Raw genomic sequence first — 17,394 nt, 5'->3', positions numbered from 1 at the left:
GACTGAATGTCCGCATCCGCCGAAGCAACGGTCCTGATCACCCACGCGGTGGGACTGCACGCGCGCCCTTCGGTGAAGTTCACCAAGCTCGCCAAGTCGTTCGCGGCCGAGGTGGAAGTGGCGATGGCGGCCAACGGTCCCTGGTTCGACGCCAAGAGCATCGTCAAGGTGATGGCGGCGAAGGCGCCGAAAGGGACCATGCTGCATATCCGCGCCAAGGGCGAGGGCGCGGCCCAGGCGGTGAAAGCGCTGGTCGATCTGGTGCAGCGTGACTTCGACGAGGACGCGGATCATGCCCGGTCCGCTTGAGACCGATCTGTATGACGGCAAGCCCGCAAGGAACGCGAGCCATGCGGGTTGAGGGTATCCCTGCCTCTCCCGGTTACGCCGAAGGCCCGCTGTTCGACCTCGACCAGCCTCCGGCCAGCTACAAGGCCAAGGCGAGCGCCGAGGAAGAACAAACCGCATTGGTGAGCGCAATCGGCAAGGCCGTCGGCCGGCTGGCGGCGCTGGTCGAAACCGCCGATGGCGACGCCGCCGGCATCCTCGAATTCCACATCGCCATGCTGGAGGACGACGCATTGAGCGGTCCCGCCTTGGCGGCGATTGGCTCCGGGCAGCCGGCGGACGCCGCATGGCGGGCGGTGCTGGACAGCGAGATCGCCGGCTACGAAGCGTCGGACCAGGACTATTTTCGCGCCCGCGCCGCGGATTTGCGTGACATCCGCGACCAGGTGCTGCGCGCGCTGAGTGAGGACAACGAGGCCGCGGCACCCCCGGGGGCGATCCTCTACGGCGAGGACATCGCGCCGACGCGCTTCCTGGAAACCGATTGGAGCGAGGGCGGCGGCATTGCGCTCATGCGCGGCAGCACCGCCAGTCATGTCGCTATGCTGGCGCGCTCGCGCGGCGTGCCCATGGTCGTCGGTCTCGGCGACGAGGCTGAAACGCTCACCGGTGTCGCGCTGCTCGATGCCGAACGCGGCGCGATTGTCTTCTCGCCATCGCCGGCGGAGATTGAGGCCTTCCGGCAATCCGCCTCCTCCTTTGCCGACCGGCTAGGCGCGGCGAAGACATTCCTGACAGAGCCGGCGGTGACCAAGGCCGGCACCGCCGTGCGCGTCCAGGTCAACATCGCCTATCCTTCCGACGTCGATGGCATCGAAATCGAAAGCTGCGACGGCGTCGGCCTGATGCGGACCGAATTCCTGTTCGGCAAGACGCTGCCGGACGAGGAGACGCAATACCGTGCCTATCGCAAGGTGCTGGAATGGGCCGGCGGCAAGCCGGTGACCATCCGCACCGTCGATGCCGGCGGCGACAAGCCGGTGCCGGGTTTCACCGTCGAGGAGACCAACCCGTTTCTCGGCCTGCGCGGTATCCGGCTCTCGCTTAAGCGGCGCGATATTTTTCGCGTGCAGATACGGGCATTGCTGCGCGCCGCCATCCACGGCAATCTGAAGGTGATGTTCCCGATGATCGCCACGCCTGAGGAGTACAGCCAAGCCGCCGCGCTGTTCGCCGAAGAAGAAGCCGCGCTTGCCGCGCAGGGCGTGGCGCATGAGCTTCCGCCGCTCGGCATCATGGTCGAGGTGCCGTCCGTCGCGCTGGCGCCGGAAGATTTCGCCGATGTCGCCTTCTTCTCGATCGGCTCCAACGACCTGACGCAATATGTGATGGCGGCCGCGCGGGACAACGCAGCCGTGGCGCATCTCAACACCGTGCGCCACCCGGCGGTGCTGCGGCTGATTGCTGCGATCGCGGCCTTCGGGCGGGAGAGAGGTATTCCGGTCAGCTTATGCGGCGACGCGGGCGGCGATCCGGCAGCCATCCCGGCGCTGCTCGAGGCGGGCTTGCGCGACCTATCGGTCGCCCCTGCGCAACTCGCCATGGCCAAGGCGGCCATCGCGGACGTTCGGGTGTAGACGCGGCATGGCCAGGACCGAGAAGATATCGGAAACAGGCTCGGAAGAGGCGATCCGCGCCTATAAGACGATCCTGTCGCAGGTGATCGACCAGCGCCCGTCGGGCATGCGCCAGCGTCTTGCCGACGCGCTCGGCAAGCACCGCAGCTTCGTCACGCAGATCTCCAGCCCGACCTATTCGATCCCGATCCCGTCAAGGCATTTGCCGGCCATCTTTTCCGTCTGCCACTTCAGCCAGACCGAGCGCGACCAGTTCATGGCCGCCTATCACCAGGCGCATCCCGGCAAGGCGCCCGCGGCCTCCGGGCCGCGCAAGACACGCCATGTCTCACTCATCGTGCCGGATTTCGGCGACGACAGGCAGAACGCCGCGCTCGACCGGGCGATCAACGAATTCATCCAGAAGATAACCAGCATCGCCGGCAAGGGCAGCGGCTAAAGCAAAGCAATTCCCGGAAAGTCTGTAGCGGTTTTCCGTTCGGGATTGCGTAAACTAAAGACAGTCGGGAGGACTGCCATGAAAAAATTCATCAATTCGGTGGACACGGTCCTGGCCGAAAGCCTCGATGGCTTTGCGACGGCTCATGCCGACATCCTCGTGCTTGGCGACGACCGCAAATTCATCCGCCGCAGGGCGTTGAAACCCGGCAAGGTCGCGCTGATCTCGGGCGGCGGCTCCGGCCACGAGCCGCTGCATGGCGGTTTTGTCGGCCACGGCATGCTGGACGCCGCCTGCCCCGGCCAGGTCTTCACCTCGCCGACGCCCGACCAGATGCTGGCGGCCGTTGAGGCCGTCGACACCGGCGCCGGCTGCCTGTTCATCGTCAAGAACTACGAAGGCGATGTGATGAATTTCGACATGGCGGCCGAGATGGCGGACGGCGTGCTGCAAGTGGTGACCAATGACGACGTCGCGGTCGAGAACTCGTCCTACACGACTGGGCGGCGCGGCGTGGCCGGGACGCTGGTGGTGGAAAAGATCGTCGGTGCCGCCGCCGAGCAAGGTATGGCCTTGCCCGATCTCAAGGCGCTGGGCGAGCGCGTCAATGCCGCGACGCGCTCCATGGGTGTGGCGCTGACCAGCGGCACGGTGCCAGCCGCCGGCAAGCCAACTTTCGAGATCGGCGATGGCGAGATGGAATTCGGCGTCGGCATCCATGGCGAGTCCGGCCGGCGCCGCGACGCGCTGAAGAGCGCCGACGCCATCGCCGAGGAGGTCTGCGCAGCGATCGCCGGCGACCTTGGCGACCGCGCCAAAGGGCCGGCGCTGCTGTTCGTCAACGGCTTCGGCGGCACGCCGTCGATGGAACTCTATCTGATGTATAACAGTGCCCACAGGATGTTCGAGAAAAAGGGCGTGACGGTGGTCCGCTCGCTCGTCGGGTCCTATGTGACCTCGCTCGACATGGCCGGATGCTCGATCACGCTCACCCTGCTCGACGACGACATGACAGCGCTATGGGATGCTCCGGTGCACACGGCGGCGCTGCGCTGGGGGATGTAGCCGGCTTCAGCCAAAACCGAAGCCCGAACGCCTCAAAGCGCCCTTGACGCGGCGACGGCCACCACGCTGGACAGTTTTCCAGCCTTGCGCAGCGAAGGCGCCTCATATTTTCTTTTTCGTCATTCCACCTTCCGGATCGAGTCCAGAGAATGGACGATCCGCGCAGAAAGTCAAACTCACAAGCCGGCTCTGCCGCCGCGCACTGGTTTCCGGCTTGCTTTTCTGTAAGCATGGCTTGTTCCTATCGTTCGAACGCCGTCCGGGTTGATGCTGCCATCCCTTGCGCCTGCCGATGAAAAACTGCTGCTGACCTTCGCCGATCCCGAGGCGCCGCCTGCTGTTGGCAGGGATGTTGCGGCCGCAACCCTGCTGGCGCTGCTCGTCAACGCCGAGTTTCACGGCGTGCTGCCGATCATGCTGCGCAAACTCCGGGAGATCGGTGACGCTCAACTGCCGCAGGACGCAGCCTTGCAGCGGAAATTGTCGGAGTTGCGCGACGAGGCGACGATGGCGACCGGCCAATCGATGTTGTTGCAGTACCACGGCGACCGCATCATGAAGGCGCTGGCGGCAAAAGGTGTGCCGGCCCGGATCGTCAAGGGGCCGGTGTTCGCGCGCAAGCTCTATAGCCAGGTTGCGGACCGTCCCTTCACCGACATCGACATTCTCGTCGACCCCGCCAGCATCGAGGAGGCCAACAAGACCATCCGCGAATGCGGCTTCGAGCTCGGCAGCGACGAGGCCAAGTCGCATGAACTGCAGGAATTCAAATGGCTGGAGAAAGAGAACTCCAGCCTGCTGATCGAATTGCATGGCAATCTGGTGCACGACACCGGCATGCGCAGACGGCTGTCGCTTGGCTTCCGCGAATTGCAGGCGATCGACGGCGGCGAAACCGACACGCCGGCCGCGCTGCTCACCATCGCCATCGTCCATGCCGCCGGCGGCCACAAGTTCCACCGCTTGCAGCTCTGCGTCGACGTGCTGCAAGGCGTTCGGGCGCTGAAATCGCCTCGAGAGGATGCGCGGCTGCTCGATGCCGCTCGTATGACCGGCATCGAGCTCGAGCTGGCCACGGTTCTCAACGTCACCGGACGCCTGTTCGGCGCGCCGCGCGCGATCGAGCTTGCCGACCGCATCAAGCCGGACCTCTCGATACGGTTGGCGAAATGGCTGATCACCGGCAACATGCTGCTTCGGGTCAATTCCCGCGAAAAGCTGCGCTCGCGCCTCAGCCGCGATGCCTTCCGCTGGGTGCAGAGGCTGGCGCGGCCGCGACCGTATCCAGCCTGAGCTCGGGACCCTCGCTAAATATCCACCGCGGCGCGGATCAGCGCCGCCGCCTCGACCGGCCTTGCGCCGACCTCCAGCGTGAAGGTCGGCACCGCCTTGACCAGGGCTGCGATCGTCGCCATGCGCCTTTTCTGCAGCGACAGCAGGCCGGTCATGCCGGTCCTTACATTGTCGGTGGCCAAAGCCACCATGGCGTCTGTCCTGGCCATCGGCAGCAGCCGGGTCTCGGCGTCTGCCGAGCGTGCAAGGTGCAGGAGCGCGGCAACGGGCCTGGCGCGCACATCTTCGACACGAATGATTTCGCCGAGGCGGTCCAGCGAAACGGATTGCTCGCCCTCGGCGTCCCAGTTTTCGCCCAGGCAAGGCGCGACGAAGGGCAACATTGCCGCCGTGTTGCGGTGGACCTTCACCCTGCGCGGCATGCCCCAAGCCATTATGCCTTGCACTCTTGCGTTGAGGATCATGACGTCGTCCGAGCAGAGGCCGAAGCCCCGCGACGCAAGCGCGAGCGACGTCGTCGACTTGCCCGTGCCGCTTGGCGCATGAATGAGAACCAGGCCGTCCTTTCCAGGCAAGGTCAGACCCGCGGTGTGCAGCATGTGCTGGCCGTCCGCATCGAGCGCCGCATCCAGCACCATCACCAGCAGCGTCCACTTGATCTTGCTGTCTGGATGAAGACGGATTTCGGCCCGGCGCGCGCCGTCGCGGATCGACAGCGTCTGCTGACCCGGAAAGACGAGATGGAAGACGCTTCCGGCGTCGATCATGCGGCAATGGCCGTCCAGCGGCACGTCGCCGTCGAAAGCCAGCTTTCCTTCGGGGTTCTCCTGCAACTCAAGCGTTTCGACGATGTCGACGCGAAAACCGGGCGGGACAGGCTCGTTCACGCGCAGGGTGCCGAGCATCAGGTCGAAGGTTGGCCACAGATCGGCACGCGCGGCGGTGATGCCTATGACCTGGCCATTGAGGTTGTAGCGGAAAGTCTGGTCGCTCAAGCGGCTGGCGCCTTCATCCTGGCCGGGTGGCGGTAGATCTCCACCATGCCGGGCTGGCTGTCGCTGACCACCGGCTTGCCATCCAGGCACACCCAGCAATGCGCCGACAGGCGCGGCTCGTGCATCGACTTGGCATCGACGCCGAAACGCAGCTCCGGGTCGAGACCGGCCATGCGCAGAAAGCGAAAACCGAGCAGACCTTCCCGAAGGCATCTGCGGTCACGCATCAGCCAGGGGTGCCGTACCGTTCGTTTGACGCGATGGACGATGTAGGTCCAGGGCAAGTCGCGATAGGGCGCAGGCGAGTGCAGCGGCGCCAGTTTCAACACGCTTTCGAAATCGCGCCGGCCGACCAGCACCGGCATCAGGCGGGCGCTGAGCCACAAATGGACGCGAAACAGGACGCGCAGGACCAGCCCGTCGGCCATCACGCGCCCGGGTCGGCGAGGATGCCTTCGGCCACCAGCTCGGCGGCCAATTCGGCCATGTCCTGGCCGAGCGTCGCCTTGTCGACCTCGAATTCGTCCGACAGCAGGTCGACGATCTGGTTGAGGTTGCGTGCGCCGTTCACCTTGTCGAGAAAAGCCTCGGTCGTGTCGTTGCAGGTGTAAAGCTGGCCGCTGCGCGCCAAAAGCACGACGGCGCCATCGCCGACATGCTGCAGGGAGGCGTCGTCCGCCATCCGCAGCACCGTTTCAGAACCAATCTCAGCCATGCGCCCGCTCCCCTTCGCCCGCGAGCAAATAGCGCGCCAACCTCGCGCTGTCCATCATCTCGCGCCGAAGTTGCGCCGTTGCGGCAGCCGTCTTACGGCAAAAAAACCACGCCATGAGCATGGTAGTCGCATCCACTGTCAAGCCGGCCGGTGCCCGCCAGGGTTGCCTTCCTTCCCCTAAGTAAGCTATGAGTCCGCCGGGCTTTGGGGAGTATCTGTATGCGTTACAATTGGGAACGGGCTCCGACGGCGTTCGAGCGCCATCGGAAGGCGCTTGCGGCGGCCATCCTGATCGCGGGCGGCGTCGGGCTGATGCTGGCGGCGCTGCCGCTTTAAGCCGGCTGATATCGCGGACCGTGACGGCGACGCCTCCAGGCGCCGGACGGAGCCGTTTGCCGGCGATGTGGACCAAAATGTAGGAAGACATTGCCGGCAAGAATGACTTGGAGCGTTTCGCCCTTCACAGAACGGCGGACCGCTCCATCTCCTTGTTTTTACGCAATTCCGGACGGAAAACCGTTTCACACTTTTTCCTGGAATTCGCTCTAGGCTATTCCCAGACGGCAGAATGTCCTGGGAGGAATGTCTATGGCCTCACGCTACCATGAAGTCTATGAGGGCTGGAAACGCGACCCCATAGGGTTCTGGGCCGAGGCGGCCAAGGCGATCGACTGGTATAGGCCGGCCGACAAGGTCTTCGATCCGGCAGAAGGCGTCTATGGCCGCTGGTTCACCGGCGCCACCTGCAACACCTGCTACAATGCCCTCGACCGCCATGTCGCGGGCGGCCGCGCCGACCAGCTGGCGCTGATCCATGACAGCGCGATCACCGGCACGATCCGAAAATTCACCTATGCCGAATTGAAGCGCGAGGTCGTCGCGCTGGCCTCGGTGCTGAGGCATCGCGGCATCGGTAAGGGCGACCGCGTCATCATCTATATGCCGATGGTGGCGGAAGCGGCCATCGCCATGCTCGCCTCAGCGAGGCTGGGCGCCGTGCATTCGGTGGTGTTCGGCGGCTTCGCCTCGCATGAGCTCGCCACCCGCATCGACGACGCCAAGCCGAAGCTGATCATCACTGCCTCCTGCGGCCTGGAGCCCGGACGCACGGTCGCCTACAAGCCCTTGCTCGACAAGGCGATCGAGATGTCGAAGCACAAGCCCGACGCCTGCCTGATCCTGCAGCGCGAGCAGCTGCGCTGCGAGATGAAGGACAATTACGACTTCGACTATGCGGACGCGGTGGCGCGCGAACGGGCGGCCGGCGCCAATGTCGACTGTGTGCCGGTATTGGCCACCGACCCGCTCTACATCATCTACACCTCCGGCACGACCGGCCAGCCGAAGGGCATCGTGCGCGACAATGGCGGGCACATGGTCGCGCTGAAATGGACCATGGACAATGAGTTCGGCGTCAAGCCGGGTGAAGTGTTCTGGGCGGCTTCCGATGTCGGCTGGGTGGTCGGCCATTCCTACATCGTCTACGGGCCGCTTTTGCATGGCTGCACCAGCGTGCTGTTCGAAGGCAAGCCGGTCGGCACGCCGGACGCCGGGACCTACTGGCGGGTGATCTCGCAGCACGGCGCGGTGGCGCTGTTCACCGCGCCGACCGCGTTCCGCGCCATCAAGGGGCAGGATCCCAGGGGCGAGTTCGTGCCGAAATACGACCTGTCGAAGTTCCGCACGCTGTTCCTTGCAGGCGAGCGCGCCGACCCCGAAACCATTAAATGGGCGGAGCAGAAGCTCGACCGTCCCGTCATCGACCATTGGTGGCAGACCGAGACCGGCTCGCCGATGACGATCAATCCGGCCGGCCTCGGGCTGTTGCCGGTGAAGTACGGCTCGCCCGGCGTGCCGATGCCGGGCTACGACATCCGCATCCTCGACGATGCCGGCCACGAGGTGGCGCGCGGCACGCTCGGCAATGTCGTGGTCAAGCTGCCGCTGCCTGCCGGCTGCCTGCCGACACTGTGGAACGCCGACGCCCGTTTCCGCCAGGCCTACCTCGAAGAGTTCCCCGGCTACTACAAGACGGCCGACGCCGGCATGATGGACGAGGACGGCTACCTCTATGTGATGGCTCGCACCGACGACATCATCAACGTCGCCGGCCACCGGCTCTCGACCGGCGCCATGGAAGAGGTGCTGGCGGCCCATCCCGATGTCGCCGAATGCGCGGTTATCGGCATTGCCGATGCCATGAAGGGCCAGGTGCCTCTCGGCTTCGTCGTGCTCAATGCCGGCGTGTCGCGCGATACCGCAGCGATCGAAAGCGAGGTGGTGGGGCTGGTGCGCGAGCGGATCGGCCCGGTTGCCGCCTTCAAGACCGTGGTGACGATCAAGCGGCTGCCCAAAACCCGTTCCGGCAAGATCCTGCGCGGCACAATGCAGAAGATCGCCGACAAGGAGGAATGGACAATGCCGGCGACCATCGATGATCCCGCGATCCTCGACGAGATTACGGCGGCGCTGAAGGGACGCGGTATCGGAGCGTAGTCTCCAAGCAGTCGGCCGCGTTAAGGAAGAATTCACGAATTTATCCCGCACTGCAATCGCTTGTTGTGCAACGCAGCAACAGACTTTAAAGTTTGCATGGGGGGCCATACCGAAGGCACGGCATGGCTCAGCACAAGACGACATTCGGCGGCGTCGACATCCTGCGATTCCTGGCTGCCGTCATGGTGATGTTCTATCATTATGGGTTCTGGGTCTGGGCTTTTCCCGACGGCATTTCGGCCCGCGCTACCGGGGGCATCCCGCCCCATCCCGAAATGGGTTTTGCCGGCTCCGGCTGGGTCGGCGTGCAGGTGTTCTTCGTCATCAGCGGTTTCGTCATCGCCTTCAGCGCCGAGAACGCGACGCCGCTGAAATTCTTCGAGGCGCGCTTCAGGCGGCTGGTGCCGGCGGTCTGGATCTGCGCGCCGATCTCCGCGATCGTCCTGCTGATGGTCGGCCTCTCCTGGCCGACGGACGCCCTGATCCGCCTCGTCCGCACCGGGCTGTTCGTGCCCTTCGAGCCGTGGGTGGACAGCGTCTATTGGACGCTCGGCATCGAGATCGCGTTCTATGCCATCGTCTGGGTCCTGCTGCGGCTCGGCCGTTTCGACCTGATGGAGCGGGTAGCCATCGTCATCGGCCTCGTCAGCACATTGTTCTGGTGCGCCTATTTCGCCTTCGGCTGGACCGATCTCGCCGAGACGCGCTGGCTGCAGCTGGCGCTGGTGCATCACGGCGCATTCTTCGCCGTCGGCGTGCTTTTGTGGCTGATGCGCTTCAAAGCGACGACCCTGCCGCGTCTGGCCTTCACGGCTTTGTTCCTGTTCGCGGGCGCGCTGCAGATCGCGAGCTCGGTCGACGTGCACGCCATCAAGGTGGAAGCCGCCATGCCTTACGCGGCGCCGATCATCATCTTCCTGACGGCTGTCGCGCTGATGGCGTGGTCGCTGCGCCTCGACCTTTCCTGGCCCGGTTGGCGACGGATCGGGCTGATGACCTATCCGCTCTATCTCATTCATGATGTCGTCGGCGCGGCGATGCTCGGCGCCTTGGTGCGCGCCGGCGTGCCCTATCTGGCCGCTATTCCCGTCGTCGGTGCCGCCATGATCGCGGTGAGCTGGCTGATTGCGGCGGAGGCCGAGCCGCGCATCCGCCTGCTCTTCGACCACACGCTGTTCCGCTATCGGTTGAAGGCCGCCTGACGACGCGACTGCCGATCGCGCGCCGGTGTGGAATTGTTTGTATTCGGCGTGATATCGAGGCGCAGATCAGTGCAAGTAACCGAGCCTCAATCCGTGAATCTTTTCCAACGATCGAGACGCCCTCGACCCGCGCCACGCGAGCGCCTCGTCATGGACATGCGCGACACGGTCGTCTACGCGATCGGCGACGTGCATGGCTGCTATGACGAGCTGCGCGCGCTGGAGCAAAAGATCCAGATCGATGCGCAACGGTTCCGCGGCCGCAAGATCATCATCATGCTGGGCGACTATATCGATCGCGGGCCACATTCGCGGCGCGTGATCGACCATCTGATGGCGCCGCTGCCGAAGGGCTTCGAGCGCATCTGCCTCGTGGGAAACCATGAAGTGGCGCTGCTCCTCTATCTGGACGGTCACCTCTCGCGCGAAACCTGGCTCGGCTATGGCGGCCGCGAAACCCTGTTCTCCTACGGCGTCGACCCTGACCGGCTGATAAGCCTCTACGGTTCGAGCGAGCAGGCGGATGCGCGCATACGCGAGGCCATTCCAGCCAGCCATGTCGACTTCCTGCGCACGCTGCCGGCGATGGTCTGCTCCGACCAATTCGTCTTCGTGCATGCCGGCATCCGACCCGGCATCGCGCTCGAGGTGCAGGACGAGGGCGACCTGCTCAACATCCGCGAGGAGTTCTTCCAGGCGGCGCATCGCCTCGACCGCTGGGTGGTGCACGGGCACACGATCGTCGACGCTCCGACGCTCGATGGACGCCGGCTCGACATTGACACCGGCGCCTTTCAAACGGGACGGCTGACCGCGCTCAGGATCATCGGCAAGTACGGACGGCTGCTGTCTTCAAGAGATTAGGGACAAGCGCGTCAAGCAGCTTGCTTCGCGCGCGTCTCAGACTTCTCCAGATAGTAGCTCGAATAGCGGTCGAAGAACCTTTCCGAACCGCCGAGCGAGCCGTATTTGGCCAGCTTCTTCAGATTGACCTTGTTGAGCACCGCGCCGATTACCTTGTTGGCGATATAGGGCTCGGATTCCAGCATCGAGCGCACCATGTTGCGGGGCGTGCGGCCCCATTCGGTGACCAGGACGAAACTGTCGACCAGCGGCGCGAAGGCCTTGGCATCGACGACCGGGCCGAGCGGCGGCAGGTCGACGATGATGTATTCGAACGTCTCCTTGGCATTCTCGATGAAGCGCCGCATGCCGGCCGAGCCCAGAAGCTCGCTGGTGTGCGAGAACTGACCGCGCAGCACGGCGGGAATGATCGCCAGCTTGGTCTGGCGGTCGACCTTGCCGACCGACTGCCAGGTCTGGCCGTTGACCACCGCTTCCATCAGGCCCTGCTCGGCCTCCATGCCGAGGCTGCGGCTCAAGCCCGGATTGCGCAGGTCGCCGTCGATGAGCAAGGTCTTGGCCCCGTTCGCGGCGAGCAGGCCGGCGAGATTCGCGGCCACGGTCGACTTGCCCTCCCCGGGCAGCACCGAAATGACGCCGATCACCCGGCTGCCGCGGTCTTCCATCACCACATCGAACGCGATCTTGGCGTTGCGCAGTGTCTCGGCGAACATCGAGGCCGGAGCGTCGATGCTGACGCGCATGCGCGCCCGCCTCTCAGCCGCGGAAAGGCTGGCCACCTTGCCGTCGGCCGGCAGGTCGTCGGCTTTGGAATCCTTGGCCTTGCCGCCTCCGATCGTCGGCAGATAGCCGAGGAATTTCAGGCGGACCCGGTCACGAATGTCCTCGCCCGTCCTGAAGAAACGCTCGTTGAACTCGTTGAGGCCACCGAAGCCGGCGCCAAGCATCAGGCCGAGCACCAGCGACAGCGCCAGCACGCGCAAGGTGCGCGGGCTGGAAGCCGCGAGCGGCATCGTCGCGTCGGATATGACACGGACCTTGCCGACCGGGAAGGACTGCTGCTGCGAGGCCTCCTCATAGCGGCTGAGGAAGGTCTGGTAGAGCGTGGTCAGCGCCTGCGCCTGCTGGTCGAGCTCCTTCAGCTTCACCTGCGACTGGTTGTCGATCGAGCTCTTGCCGGCGGCGGTGGAGATCTTGTCGCGCAATGCCTTCTCGCGCGCCTGCGCCACTTCGAAATCGTTGCGGTAGCTTTCGGTGAGCTGCTTCAGCTGCCCGAAGATCTGCGCCGAGACGTCGGCCTTTTCCTTGGCCAGCGCGACCGCCTGCGGGTGATCCTTGCCGAAATTCGTCTCGACGTCCTGCAGGCGCTTGGCGACGGCCAGATAGCGGGTCTTGAGCGCGATGATGACCGAACTGCTCGGCTGATCCGAACCGATGGCCGAATCGTTGAAGGCGCTTTCGGAGCCGCTGTCGACGATCGCCTTGTATTGCTGGTAGCGGGCGCTGGCTCTGGCGGTATCGGCCTGGGCGACGATGAGCTGGGCGTTTAGATCGGCGAGTTGCTTGTCGCTCAGCAACTGGCCGTCGCTGTTGGCGGAGAGCCCATGTTCGGCCCTGAACTTCTCGACCGCCATTGCAGCTCGCTGGGAACTTTCGCGCAACTCGGTGAGCCGGCCCTGCAGCCACAAGGCCGCGCGCTCGGTGGCGTCGAAGCTGGCGTTGAGCTGGTCCGCCAGATAGGCATCGGCATAGGCCTTGGTGATGGCCGTGGCCAGAGCTGGATCCGGCGCCTGGTAGCCGATCGAAATCACGTAGCTGCGGCCGTTGCGCTGCGCCAGCACCTCGCTCTGCAGCTTCAGCACGGCATAGTCGTGCTGTGCCGTCTTGATCATGGCCTGGCGCGTCGCCTCGTCGACATTCTCAATGCCCGGGATGTCGTTCGCCGAGCTGCTGCGGAAATATCCGACCACGCCGCGCAGGAAGCCGACGCCCTTGGCCAGAGCCGACTGGGGCGGGTTCATGAACGCTTCGTTCTGGTCGAGCTTCAGCTTGTCGACCACCACCGACGCCAGGCGCGCGGAGGTCAGGATTTCGATCTGGCTGAGCAGCGAAGCGTCGGTCTGCATGGTTTGCGACGCCGCCGAAATGTCGTCGACGACCTTGTTCAGGCCCTCGTCGATCAGGACGCTCGCCACGGACATATATTGCTTGGGCGTGGTCTGCAGATAGATCACGCCCAGAAACAGGCCGATGGCGGCGCAGACCGCCACGACCTTGGCCTGTCGGGCGGCCATGCCAAGCAGACGCTCGACATCGATGAAGTCTTCACCCTTTTCCGAATCGGTGCTGGGCAACGGCGTTCTCTTGTCGAGAGGGAAGTTGGCATAATTCATAGTCGGTCCAATTCCAGGTTGCAGGCGCTATCGGCCTTGGTAGATCGGCGTCGTGACCAGAAAAGACCGCGCAACGTTGTTGCCAGGATGCGCCGGGCCGGAAGGCCCGGGCGCTGGTGTGGCTGTCGCGCCATCGCGAAACCTCATATGCACCCGAAAGATGGGCATTATGCGGCTACTTCCCGGCGCTCATGCGACCGGACAAATTGCTGCAGCATCTCGAAGACAGGGCCCTTCATGTCGTCGCGCGCCAGGGCGAAGGCGATGGTGGCCTCGATGAAGCCCTCCTTGGAGCCGCAGTCGAACATACGGCCATCGAACGGCTGGGCGTAGAAAGGCTGGCTCTGAGCCAGGCGCACCATGGCGTCGGTGAGCTGGATTTCGTTGCCGGCGCCGCGCTGCTGGTTGCCAAGCAGGGCGAAGATCTCCGGCTGCAGCACGTAGCGGCCGTTGATGTAGAAATTCGACGGCGCCTTGGCTGGCGCGGGCTTCTCAACCATCGCCGTGATCTCGAAGCCGGAGCCAACCTCGTCGCCGCGGCCGACAATGCCGTATTTGCCGGTTTCGGCCGGGTCGCAGCGCTCGACGGCGATCACATTGCCGCCGGTCCGCTGATAGAGATCGACCGTCTCGGCGAGGCAGCCGCGCGCGCCGAAGGACACCATGTCGGGAAGCAGCAGCGCGAAGGGCTCGTTGCCGATCACCTCGCGCGCGCACCATACGGCGTGGCCGAGGCCTTGCGGCGACTGCTGGCGGATGAAAGAGGTGGCGCCGGCCTCCGGCAACAGGCTTTCCAGCGATTCGAGCTGCGCCTTCTTGCCGGTCTGCTCCAGCGTGCCGATCAGTTCAGGATGCAGGTCAAAATAGTCCTCGATGACCGCCTTGTTGCGGCCGGTGACGAAGACGATGTGCTCGATGCCGGCCTCGAATGCTTCGTCGACGGCATATTGCACGACAGGCTTGTCGACGACGGGCAGCATTTCCTTCGGCAACGACTTGGTCGCCGGCAGGAACCGCGTTCCGAGCCCCGCCACCGGAATGACTGCCTTCCTGACTTTCTGCATCTGATATTCCTTCTGACAGAAAAGATTTCTACCTAATCGCTGGCTATAAAAACGCCCGCATGCTTCGTCTCCCCGCCCCGACGGCAAAGCTGTGCCGCAACCCTTCTGAGCCGGACCGCGATAGGCATGCTCATATGCCTGACCGCGCCCGGATCCCTGAGCGCCGCGCCGATCGCCTTGAGCGGCGCACGCGCCTTGATGTGTTGAACCAGGGACAGGAACGACGACGCCTTGCGCAGACTGCGGCCACGCCTGGCGAAGGCCGCCTCTGCGCTGCTGTCCATGGGAAATGCCGCCGCGAAGGCAGCGTCGGCGCGCGTCATCGCCTCGACGTGATGCAATTCGAGCACCCGTGAGATCGAGCCGGTGCGGATATGATAGACATAGCCGACGGTCGGCTCGACCACGCAGCGGCCGCCGCTGGCCAGCGCGCTCGCCAGAAGAATGTAGTCCTCGCCGATGCGCAGCTTCTCGTCGTAGCGCAGCCTGTTGTCGTCGAGGAAGCGACGCTGGAAGATCGGCTTGAGATAGCCGAAATTGAAACGCGATTCGAAGACCAGATTGCCGGCGATGTAGTCGGCCAGCGAGATCTCGCGCAGGTCTTCGAGATAGCTGGTCGGGAACATGATGTCGTCGGGCGTACCGTCCTCGCGCACGACCTGCACATTGTCGACCGCAATCTGGGCGCCTGCCGCTTCGGCGCGGGAGATCATCGTGGCCAGCCGGTCGGGAAGAACCGCATCGTCGGAATCGAGCACCGCCACCCAGCGGCCCTTGGCAAGGTCGAGTCCGGCATTACGGGCGCCGCCCGGACCACGATTGGCGGGCAGCGCCACCACCTTGACGATATCTTGCGGATAGGCGCGCGCCACATCCAGCGTGCCGTCCCGCGACTGGTCGTCGACGACGATGACCTCGACGGTCACGCCGAGTTGCGCGATCGCGCCGGCGATGGCGCGGTCGAGAGTCGCTTCCGCGTTATAGGCGGCGATGACGAAGCTGACGTCAGGCTGCACGCTTGTTCCCTTGTTCTGGCGACGTGAGGCCGTACTGGCGGATTTCACGGACGCCGACCAAACCGCTGACGACACCAACGTGCATAATGCCGCGCAGCACGCTGCGGTTCCGCCGCACCGGGCTGATCGCGGTCAAAATCGCCATGCCGAAGCAGTAAGTGGCCTTGGCCGAAGCCAGCCCGACCTGGCCGGCGCGGCGCAACCCGCCGGCGCCGCGCCCGATCAGATGGCCATGCGTCTGCCCAAAGCGGAAGCGGCGGCGGCGCAGCCAGTCGAACGTGGCCCTGGCGCGCGGCACGACCTCTTCGACGAAGGCTTGCGGAGCGAACGCGATGTGGCCGCCGGCCGTGACCATGGCGTCGAAGAACTCGGTATCCTCGCCGCCGGTCTGGCCGCGTGCCAGGCTGAAGCGCCGGCCGCGCAGGCTCGCATCGGTCATTCTAAGCAGGACGTTGCAGGTGTAGCCGGTTCGAATCTCGCCGCGCACCCAGACCGGCAAGGTGGAATGGAAGTCGCCCTTTTGCATCCAGTCCGGCGCGTCGGGGCGGTAATGTGCCCGCACCGGACCGAGCACCGCCGCGGCGCCTGTGGCGTCGGCCGCCGCCATCAATTCCACCAGCCAGGAGGGCGACGCCGTCTCATCGTCGTCGATGAAGGCGACGAAGTCCGAAACGCTGGCGTCGAGGCAGGCGTTGCGCGCGATCGAGATGTTGCGCGCCGGCGCGTGGCGATAGCGGATCGGCAGCTTCAGCTCCTCGGCCGAAGCCTTCACCAGTTTCTGCGCGCTGGGCTCGTCGTCATTGTCGGCAATGACGATTCCGATCTCCAAACCCTCAGGCTTCTCTAGCGCGGCGACGGAGCGCAGCGTGTCGGCCAGCTCCGGCCGACGGAAAGTGCAGATGCAGATGTCGATCGAGCGCCCGGCCATCACGCCACCTTGCGCTGCGAGCGGGACGTCAAAAGTTGCTGCCAGAACCCGACGGACCAGCCGAAATGCATGACCATCGCCGAGACGCCGGCAAGCGCTATGCCGGCGTTGCGCTGGCGTATCGCCGTCACCAGGCCGTAACCGAGGCACACCGCCGCCCATATGAGGAACGGCACCGTCGCCAGCCAATGGACGAAGGAAAACAGGGCGAGCAGCACCACGGGCGCGACCAGCAACGGGATCATCTGCCGGACCTTCGGCACCATGCGGTGCTTCAGCACGTTCCTGGCGCGACCGCGGCCATAGCCGACATACTGGAAATAGAGGCTCTTCAGCGTCGAGCGCGGATAATAGACCATCTGCGTCCTGCCGCTCATCCAGATGCGGTAGCCGGCCTGACGCAGGCGGTAGTCGAGCTCGGCGTCCTCATTGTGGCTGAAGCTCTCGTCATAGCCGCCGACATGCCGGAAGGCGGCGATGCGCATCAGCGCGTGGTGGCCGTGATCGACCCATTCGCCCTCGGACATGTGCCGGTGCTTCGAGCCGCCGGTGCCGAGCTTGGAGTTCTGCGCCGCCGCCACAGCCTTTTGCACGGCGCCGGTGCCGGCAGTCAGCATCGAAACGACGACCGAATCGGCGCCGGTGGCAAGCGCCTCCCCGACCAGCCGGTCGCAGTAGTCGTCCGGATAGCCGCCATGCGCATCGATGCGGATGAGGTAGTCGACGCCTTGGCCGAGACTCGCCACCGCGAGATTGATGGCAGCGCTTTGAAGGCGCTTCGGATTGGCGAGCAGGATGACCCGGGGATCCTTCGCCACGATGTTTTCGACGATGGCTTGCGTGCCGTCCGTGCTGCCGCCGTCGGCGACGACGATGCGGCCGCCCAGCCGTGCCGCCGCCGGCCGCAATTGGTCGAGCAGGCCGCCGATATGGGCAGCCTCGTCGAGGCAGGGAATGACGATCAGGATCGAGGGGGTAGCCTGCGCCATCGGTTCTTGT

16 protein-coding genes are annotated in these 17,394 nt (G+C 64.8%); 8 read left to right on the top strand and 8 right to left on the bottom strand.

Annotation, left to right across the window (positions count from 1 at the left end):
- The first annotated feature begins 6 nt into the window (after positions 1–6).
- The 5 genes from O7A05_RS08195 to O7A05_RS08175 all read left to right on the top strand — a co-directional run bounded on the left by O7A05_RS08195 (position 7) and on the right by O7A05_RS08175 (position 4,722).
- Positions 7–309, top strand: a complete 303-nt coding sequence (locus O7A05_RS08195) for an HPr family phosphocarrier protein (RefSeq protein ID WP_337092490.1) — start codon at positions 7–9, stop codon at positions 307–309.
- Between the two features lie 41 nt (positions 310–350).
- Positions 351–1,925: a phosphoenolpyruvate--protein phosphotransferase gene (gene ptsP, locus O7A05_RS08190; protein ID WP_337092489.1), complete on the top strand. Its 1,575-nt coding sequence runs from the start codon at positions 351–353 to the stop codon at positions 1,923–1,925.
- A gap of 7 nt (positions 1,926–1,932) precedes the next feature.
- Positions 1,933–2,364 carry a hypothetical protein gene (locus tag O7A05_RS08185; protein WP_224711629.1) on the top strand — a complete coding sequence of 144 codons (432 nt, stop codon included), beginning with the start codon at positions 1,933–1,935 and terminating at the stop codon, positions 2,362–2,364.
- A gap of 78 nt (positions 2,365–2,442) precedes the next feature.
- Positions 2,443–3,429: a dihydroxyacetone kinase subunit DhaK gene (gene dhaK, locus O7A05_RS08180; RefSeq protein ID WP_337092488.1), complete on the top strand. Its 987-nt coding sequence runs from the start codon at positions 2,443–2,445 to the stop codon at positions 3,427–3,429.
- 267 nt (positions 3,430–3,696) lie between these two features.
- On the top strand, positions 3,697–4,722 hold the full coding sequence (locus O7A05_RS08175; protein ID WP_337092487.1) for a nucleotidyltransferase family protein: 1,026 nt from the start codon (positions 3,697–3,699) through the stop codon (positions 4,720–4,722).
- A gap of 14 nt (positions 4,723–4,736) precedes the next feature.
- On the opposite strand, the gene O7A05_RS08170 is transcribed toward O7A05_RS08175, so the two are convergent.
- From O7A05_RS08170 to O7A05_RS08160, 3 genes are read right to left on the bottom strand one after another with little or no spacing between them, the layout of a single operon-like run.
- The gene (locus O7A05_RS08170; protein ID WP_337092486.1) at positions 4,737–5,717 is read right to left on the bottom strand and encodes a serine kinase; all 981 of its coding nucleotides are present in this window, start codon (positions 5,715–5,717) and stop codon (positions 4,737–4,739) included.
- Positions 5,714–6,145, bottom strand: coding sequence for a lasso peptide biosynthesis B2 protein (locus O7A05_RS08165; protein WP_337092485.1), 432 nt, complete (start codon positions 6,143–6,145; stop codon positions 5,714–5,716). Before O7A05_RS08165 ends, O7A05_RS08170 begins: the two co-directional genes overlap by 4 nt.
- A complete protein-coding gene (locus O7A05_RS08160) occupies positions 6,145–6,432 on the bottom strand; it encodes a PqqD family protein (protein ID WP_337092484.1) in 288 nt (95 codons plus the stop codon). The genes O7A05_RS08165 and O7A05_RS08160 overlap by 1 nt, the downstream gene beginning before the upstream one ends.
- A 588-nt stretch (positions 6,433–7,020) precedes the next feature.
- Between O7A05_RS08160 and O7A05_RS08155 the strand changes: the two genes are divergently transcribed.
- The 3 genes from O7A05_RS08155 to O7A05_RS08145 all read left to right on the top strand — a co-directional run bounded on the left by O7A05_RS08155 (position 7,021) and on the right by O7A05_RS08145 (position 10,994).
- Entirely contained in the window at positions 7,021–8,928 is a 1,908-nt protein-coding gene (locus O7A05_RS08155; protein ID WP_337092483.1) for a propionyl-CoA synthetase, read from the top strand.
- 122 nt (positions 8,929–9,050) lie between these two features.
- Positions 9,051–10,130, top strand: coding sequence for an acyltransferase family protein (locus O7A05_RS08150; protein ID WP_337092482.1), 1,080 nt, complete (start codon positions 9,051–9,053; stop codon positions 10,128–10,130).
- Between the two features lie 150 nt (positions 10,131–10,280).
- Entirely contained in the window at positions 10,281–10,994 is a 714-nt protein-coding gene (locus O7A05_RS08145) for a metallophosphoesterase (RefSeq protein ID WP_337092481.1), read from the top strand.
- An 11-nt stretch (positions 10,995–11,005) separates the two neighbouring features.
- Here O7A05_RS08145 and O7A05_RS08140 read toward each other — a convergent pair whose 3' ends face one another.
- The 5 genes from O7A05_RS08140 to O7A05_RS08120 form a co-directional block, all read right to left on the bottom strand.
- Positions 11,006–13,387, bottom strand: coding sequence for a polysaccharide biosynthesis tyrosine autokinase (locus O7A05_RS08140; protein ID WP_337092480.1), 2,382 nt, complete (start codon positions 13,385–13,387; stop codon positions 11,006–11,008).
- A gap of 167 nt (positions 13,388–13,554) precedes the next feature.
- Complete coding sequence (galU, locus tag O7A05_RS08135; RefSeq protein WP_337092479.1) at positions 13,555–14,451, bottom strand: UTP--glucose-1-phosphate uridylyltransferase GalU; 897 nt, start codon at positions 14,449–14,451, stop codon at positions 13,555–13,557.
- Positions 14,452–14,483: 32 nt separating this feature from the next.
- Positions 14,484–15,467, bottom strand: coding sequence for a glycosyltransferase family 2 protein (locus O7A05_RS08130; protein ID WP_415926979.1), 984 nt, complete (start codon positions 15,465–15,467; stop codon positions 14,484–14,486).
- Complete coding sequence (locus O7A05_RS08125) at positions 15,457–16,395, bottom strand: glycosyltransferase family 2 protein (RefSeq protein ID WP_337092478.1); 939 nt, start codon at positions 16,393–16,395, stop codon at positions 15,457–15,459. The genes O7A05_RS08130 and O7A05_RS08125 overlap by 11 nt, the downstream gene beginning before the upstream one ends.
- Positions 16,395–17,384 carry a glycosyltransferase family 2 protein gene (locus O7A05_RS08120; RefSeq protein WP_337092477.1) on the bottom strand — a complete coding sequence of 330 codons (990 nt, stop codon included), beginning with the start codon at positions 17,382–17,384 and terminating at the stop codon, positions 16,395–16,397. The genes O7A05_RS08125 and O7A05_RS08120 overlap by 1 nt, the downstream gene beginning before the upstream one ends.
- Between the last annotated feature and the right edge of the window lie 10 nt (positions 17,385–17,394).

The organism is Mesorhizobium argentiipisi (SeqCode), from assembly GCF_037179585.1.
In the GTDB taxonomy this organism is placed as follows: Bacteria; Pseudomonadota; Alphaproteobacteria; order Rhizobiales; family Rhizobiaceae; genus Mesorhizobium; species Mesorhizobium argentiipisi.
The sequence above is the reverse complement of the archived record's forward strand: the minus strand, read 5'-3'. Positions and strand labels throughout refer to the sequence as shown.

Excerpts from the sequence above, each read along its gene's own strand:
- O7A05_RS08195 (WP_337092490.1), top strand. The coding sequence starts at position 7 with ATGTCCGCATCCGCCGAAGCAACGGTCCTGATCACCCACGCGGTGGGA.
- ptsP (WP_337092489.1), top strand. The coding sequence starts at position 351 with ATGCGGGTTGAGGGTATCCCTGCCTCTCCCGGTTACGCCGAAGGCCCG.
- O7A05_RS08185 (WP_224711629.1), top strand. The coding sequence starts at position 1,933 with ATGGCCAGGACCGAGAAGATATCGGAAACAGGCTCGGAAGAGGCGATC.
- dhaK (WP_337092488.1), top strand. The coding sequence starts at position 2,443 with ATGAAAAAATTCATCAATTCGGTGGACACGGTCCTGGCCGAAAGCCTC.
- O7A05_RS08175 (WP_337092487.1), top strand. The coding sequence starts at position 3,697 with ATGCTGCCATCCCTTGCGCCTGCCGATGAAAAACTGCTGCTGACCTTC.
- O7A05_RS08165 (WP_337092485.1), bottom strand. The coding sequence starts at position 6,145 with ATGGCCGACGGGCTGGTCCTGCGCGTCCTGTTTCGCGTCCATTTGTGG.
- O7A05_RS08160 (WP_337092484.1), bottom strand. The coding sequence starts at position 6,432 with ATGGCTGAGATTGGTTCTGAAACGGTGCTGCGGATGGCGGACGACGCC.
- O7A05_RS08155 (WP_337092483.1), top strand. The coding sequence starts at position 7,021 with ATGGCCTCACGCTACCATGAAGTCTATGAGGGCTGGAAACGCGACCCC.
- O7A05_RS08150 (WP_337092482.1), top strand. The coding sequence starts at position 9,051 with ATGGCTCAGCACAAGACGACATTCGGCGGCGTCGACATCCTGCGATTC.
- O7A05_RS08145 (WP_337092481.1), top strand. The coding sequence starts at position 10,281 with ATGGACATGCGCGACACGGTCGTCTACGCGATCGGCGACGTGCATGGC.
- O7A05_RS08140 (WP_337092480.1), bottom strand. The coding sequence starts at position 13,387 with ATGAATTATGCCAACTTCCCTCTCGACAAGAGAACGCCGTTGCCCAGC.
- galU (WP_337092479.1), bottom strand. The coding sequence starts at position 14,451 with ATGCAGAAAGTCAGGAAGGCAGTCATTCCGGTGGCGGGGCTCGGAACG.
- O7A05_RS08125 (WP_337092478.1), bottom strand. The coding sequence starts at position 16,395 with ATGGCCGGGCGCTCGATCGACATCTGCATCTGCACTTTCCGTCGGCCG.
- O7A05_RS08120 (WP_337092477.1), bottom strand. The coding sequence starts at position 17,384 with ATGGCGCAGGCTACCCCCTCGATCCTGATCGTCATTCCCTGCCTCGAC.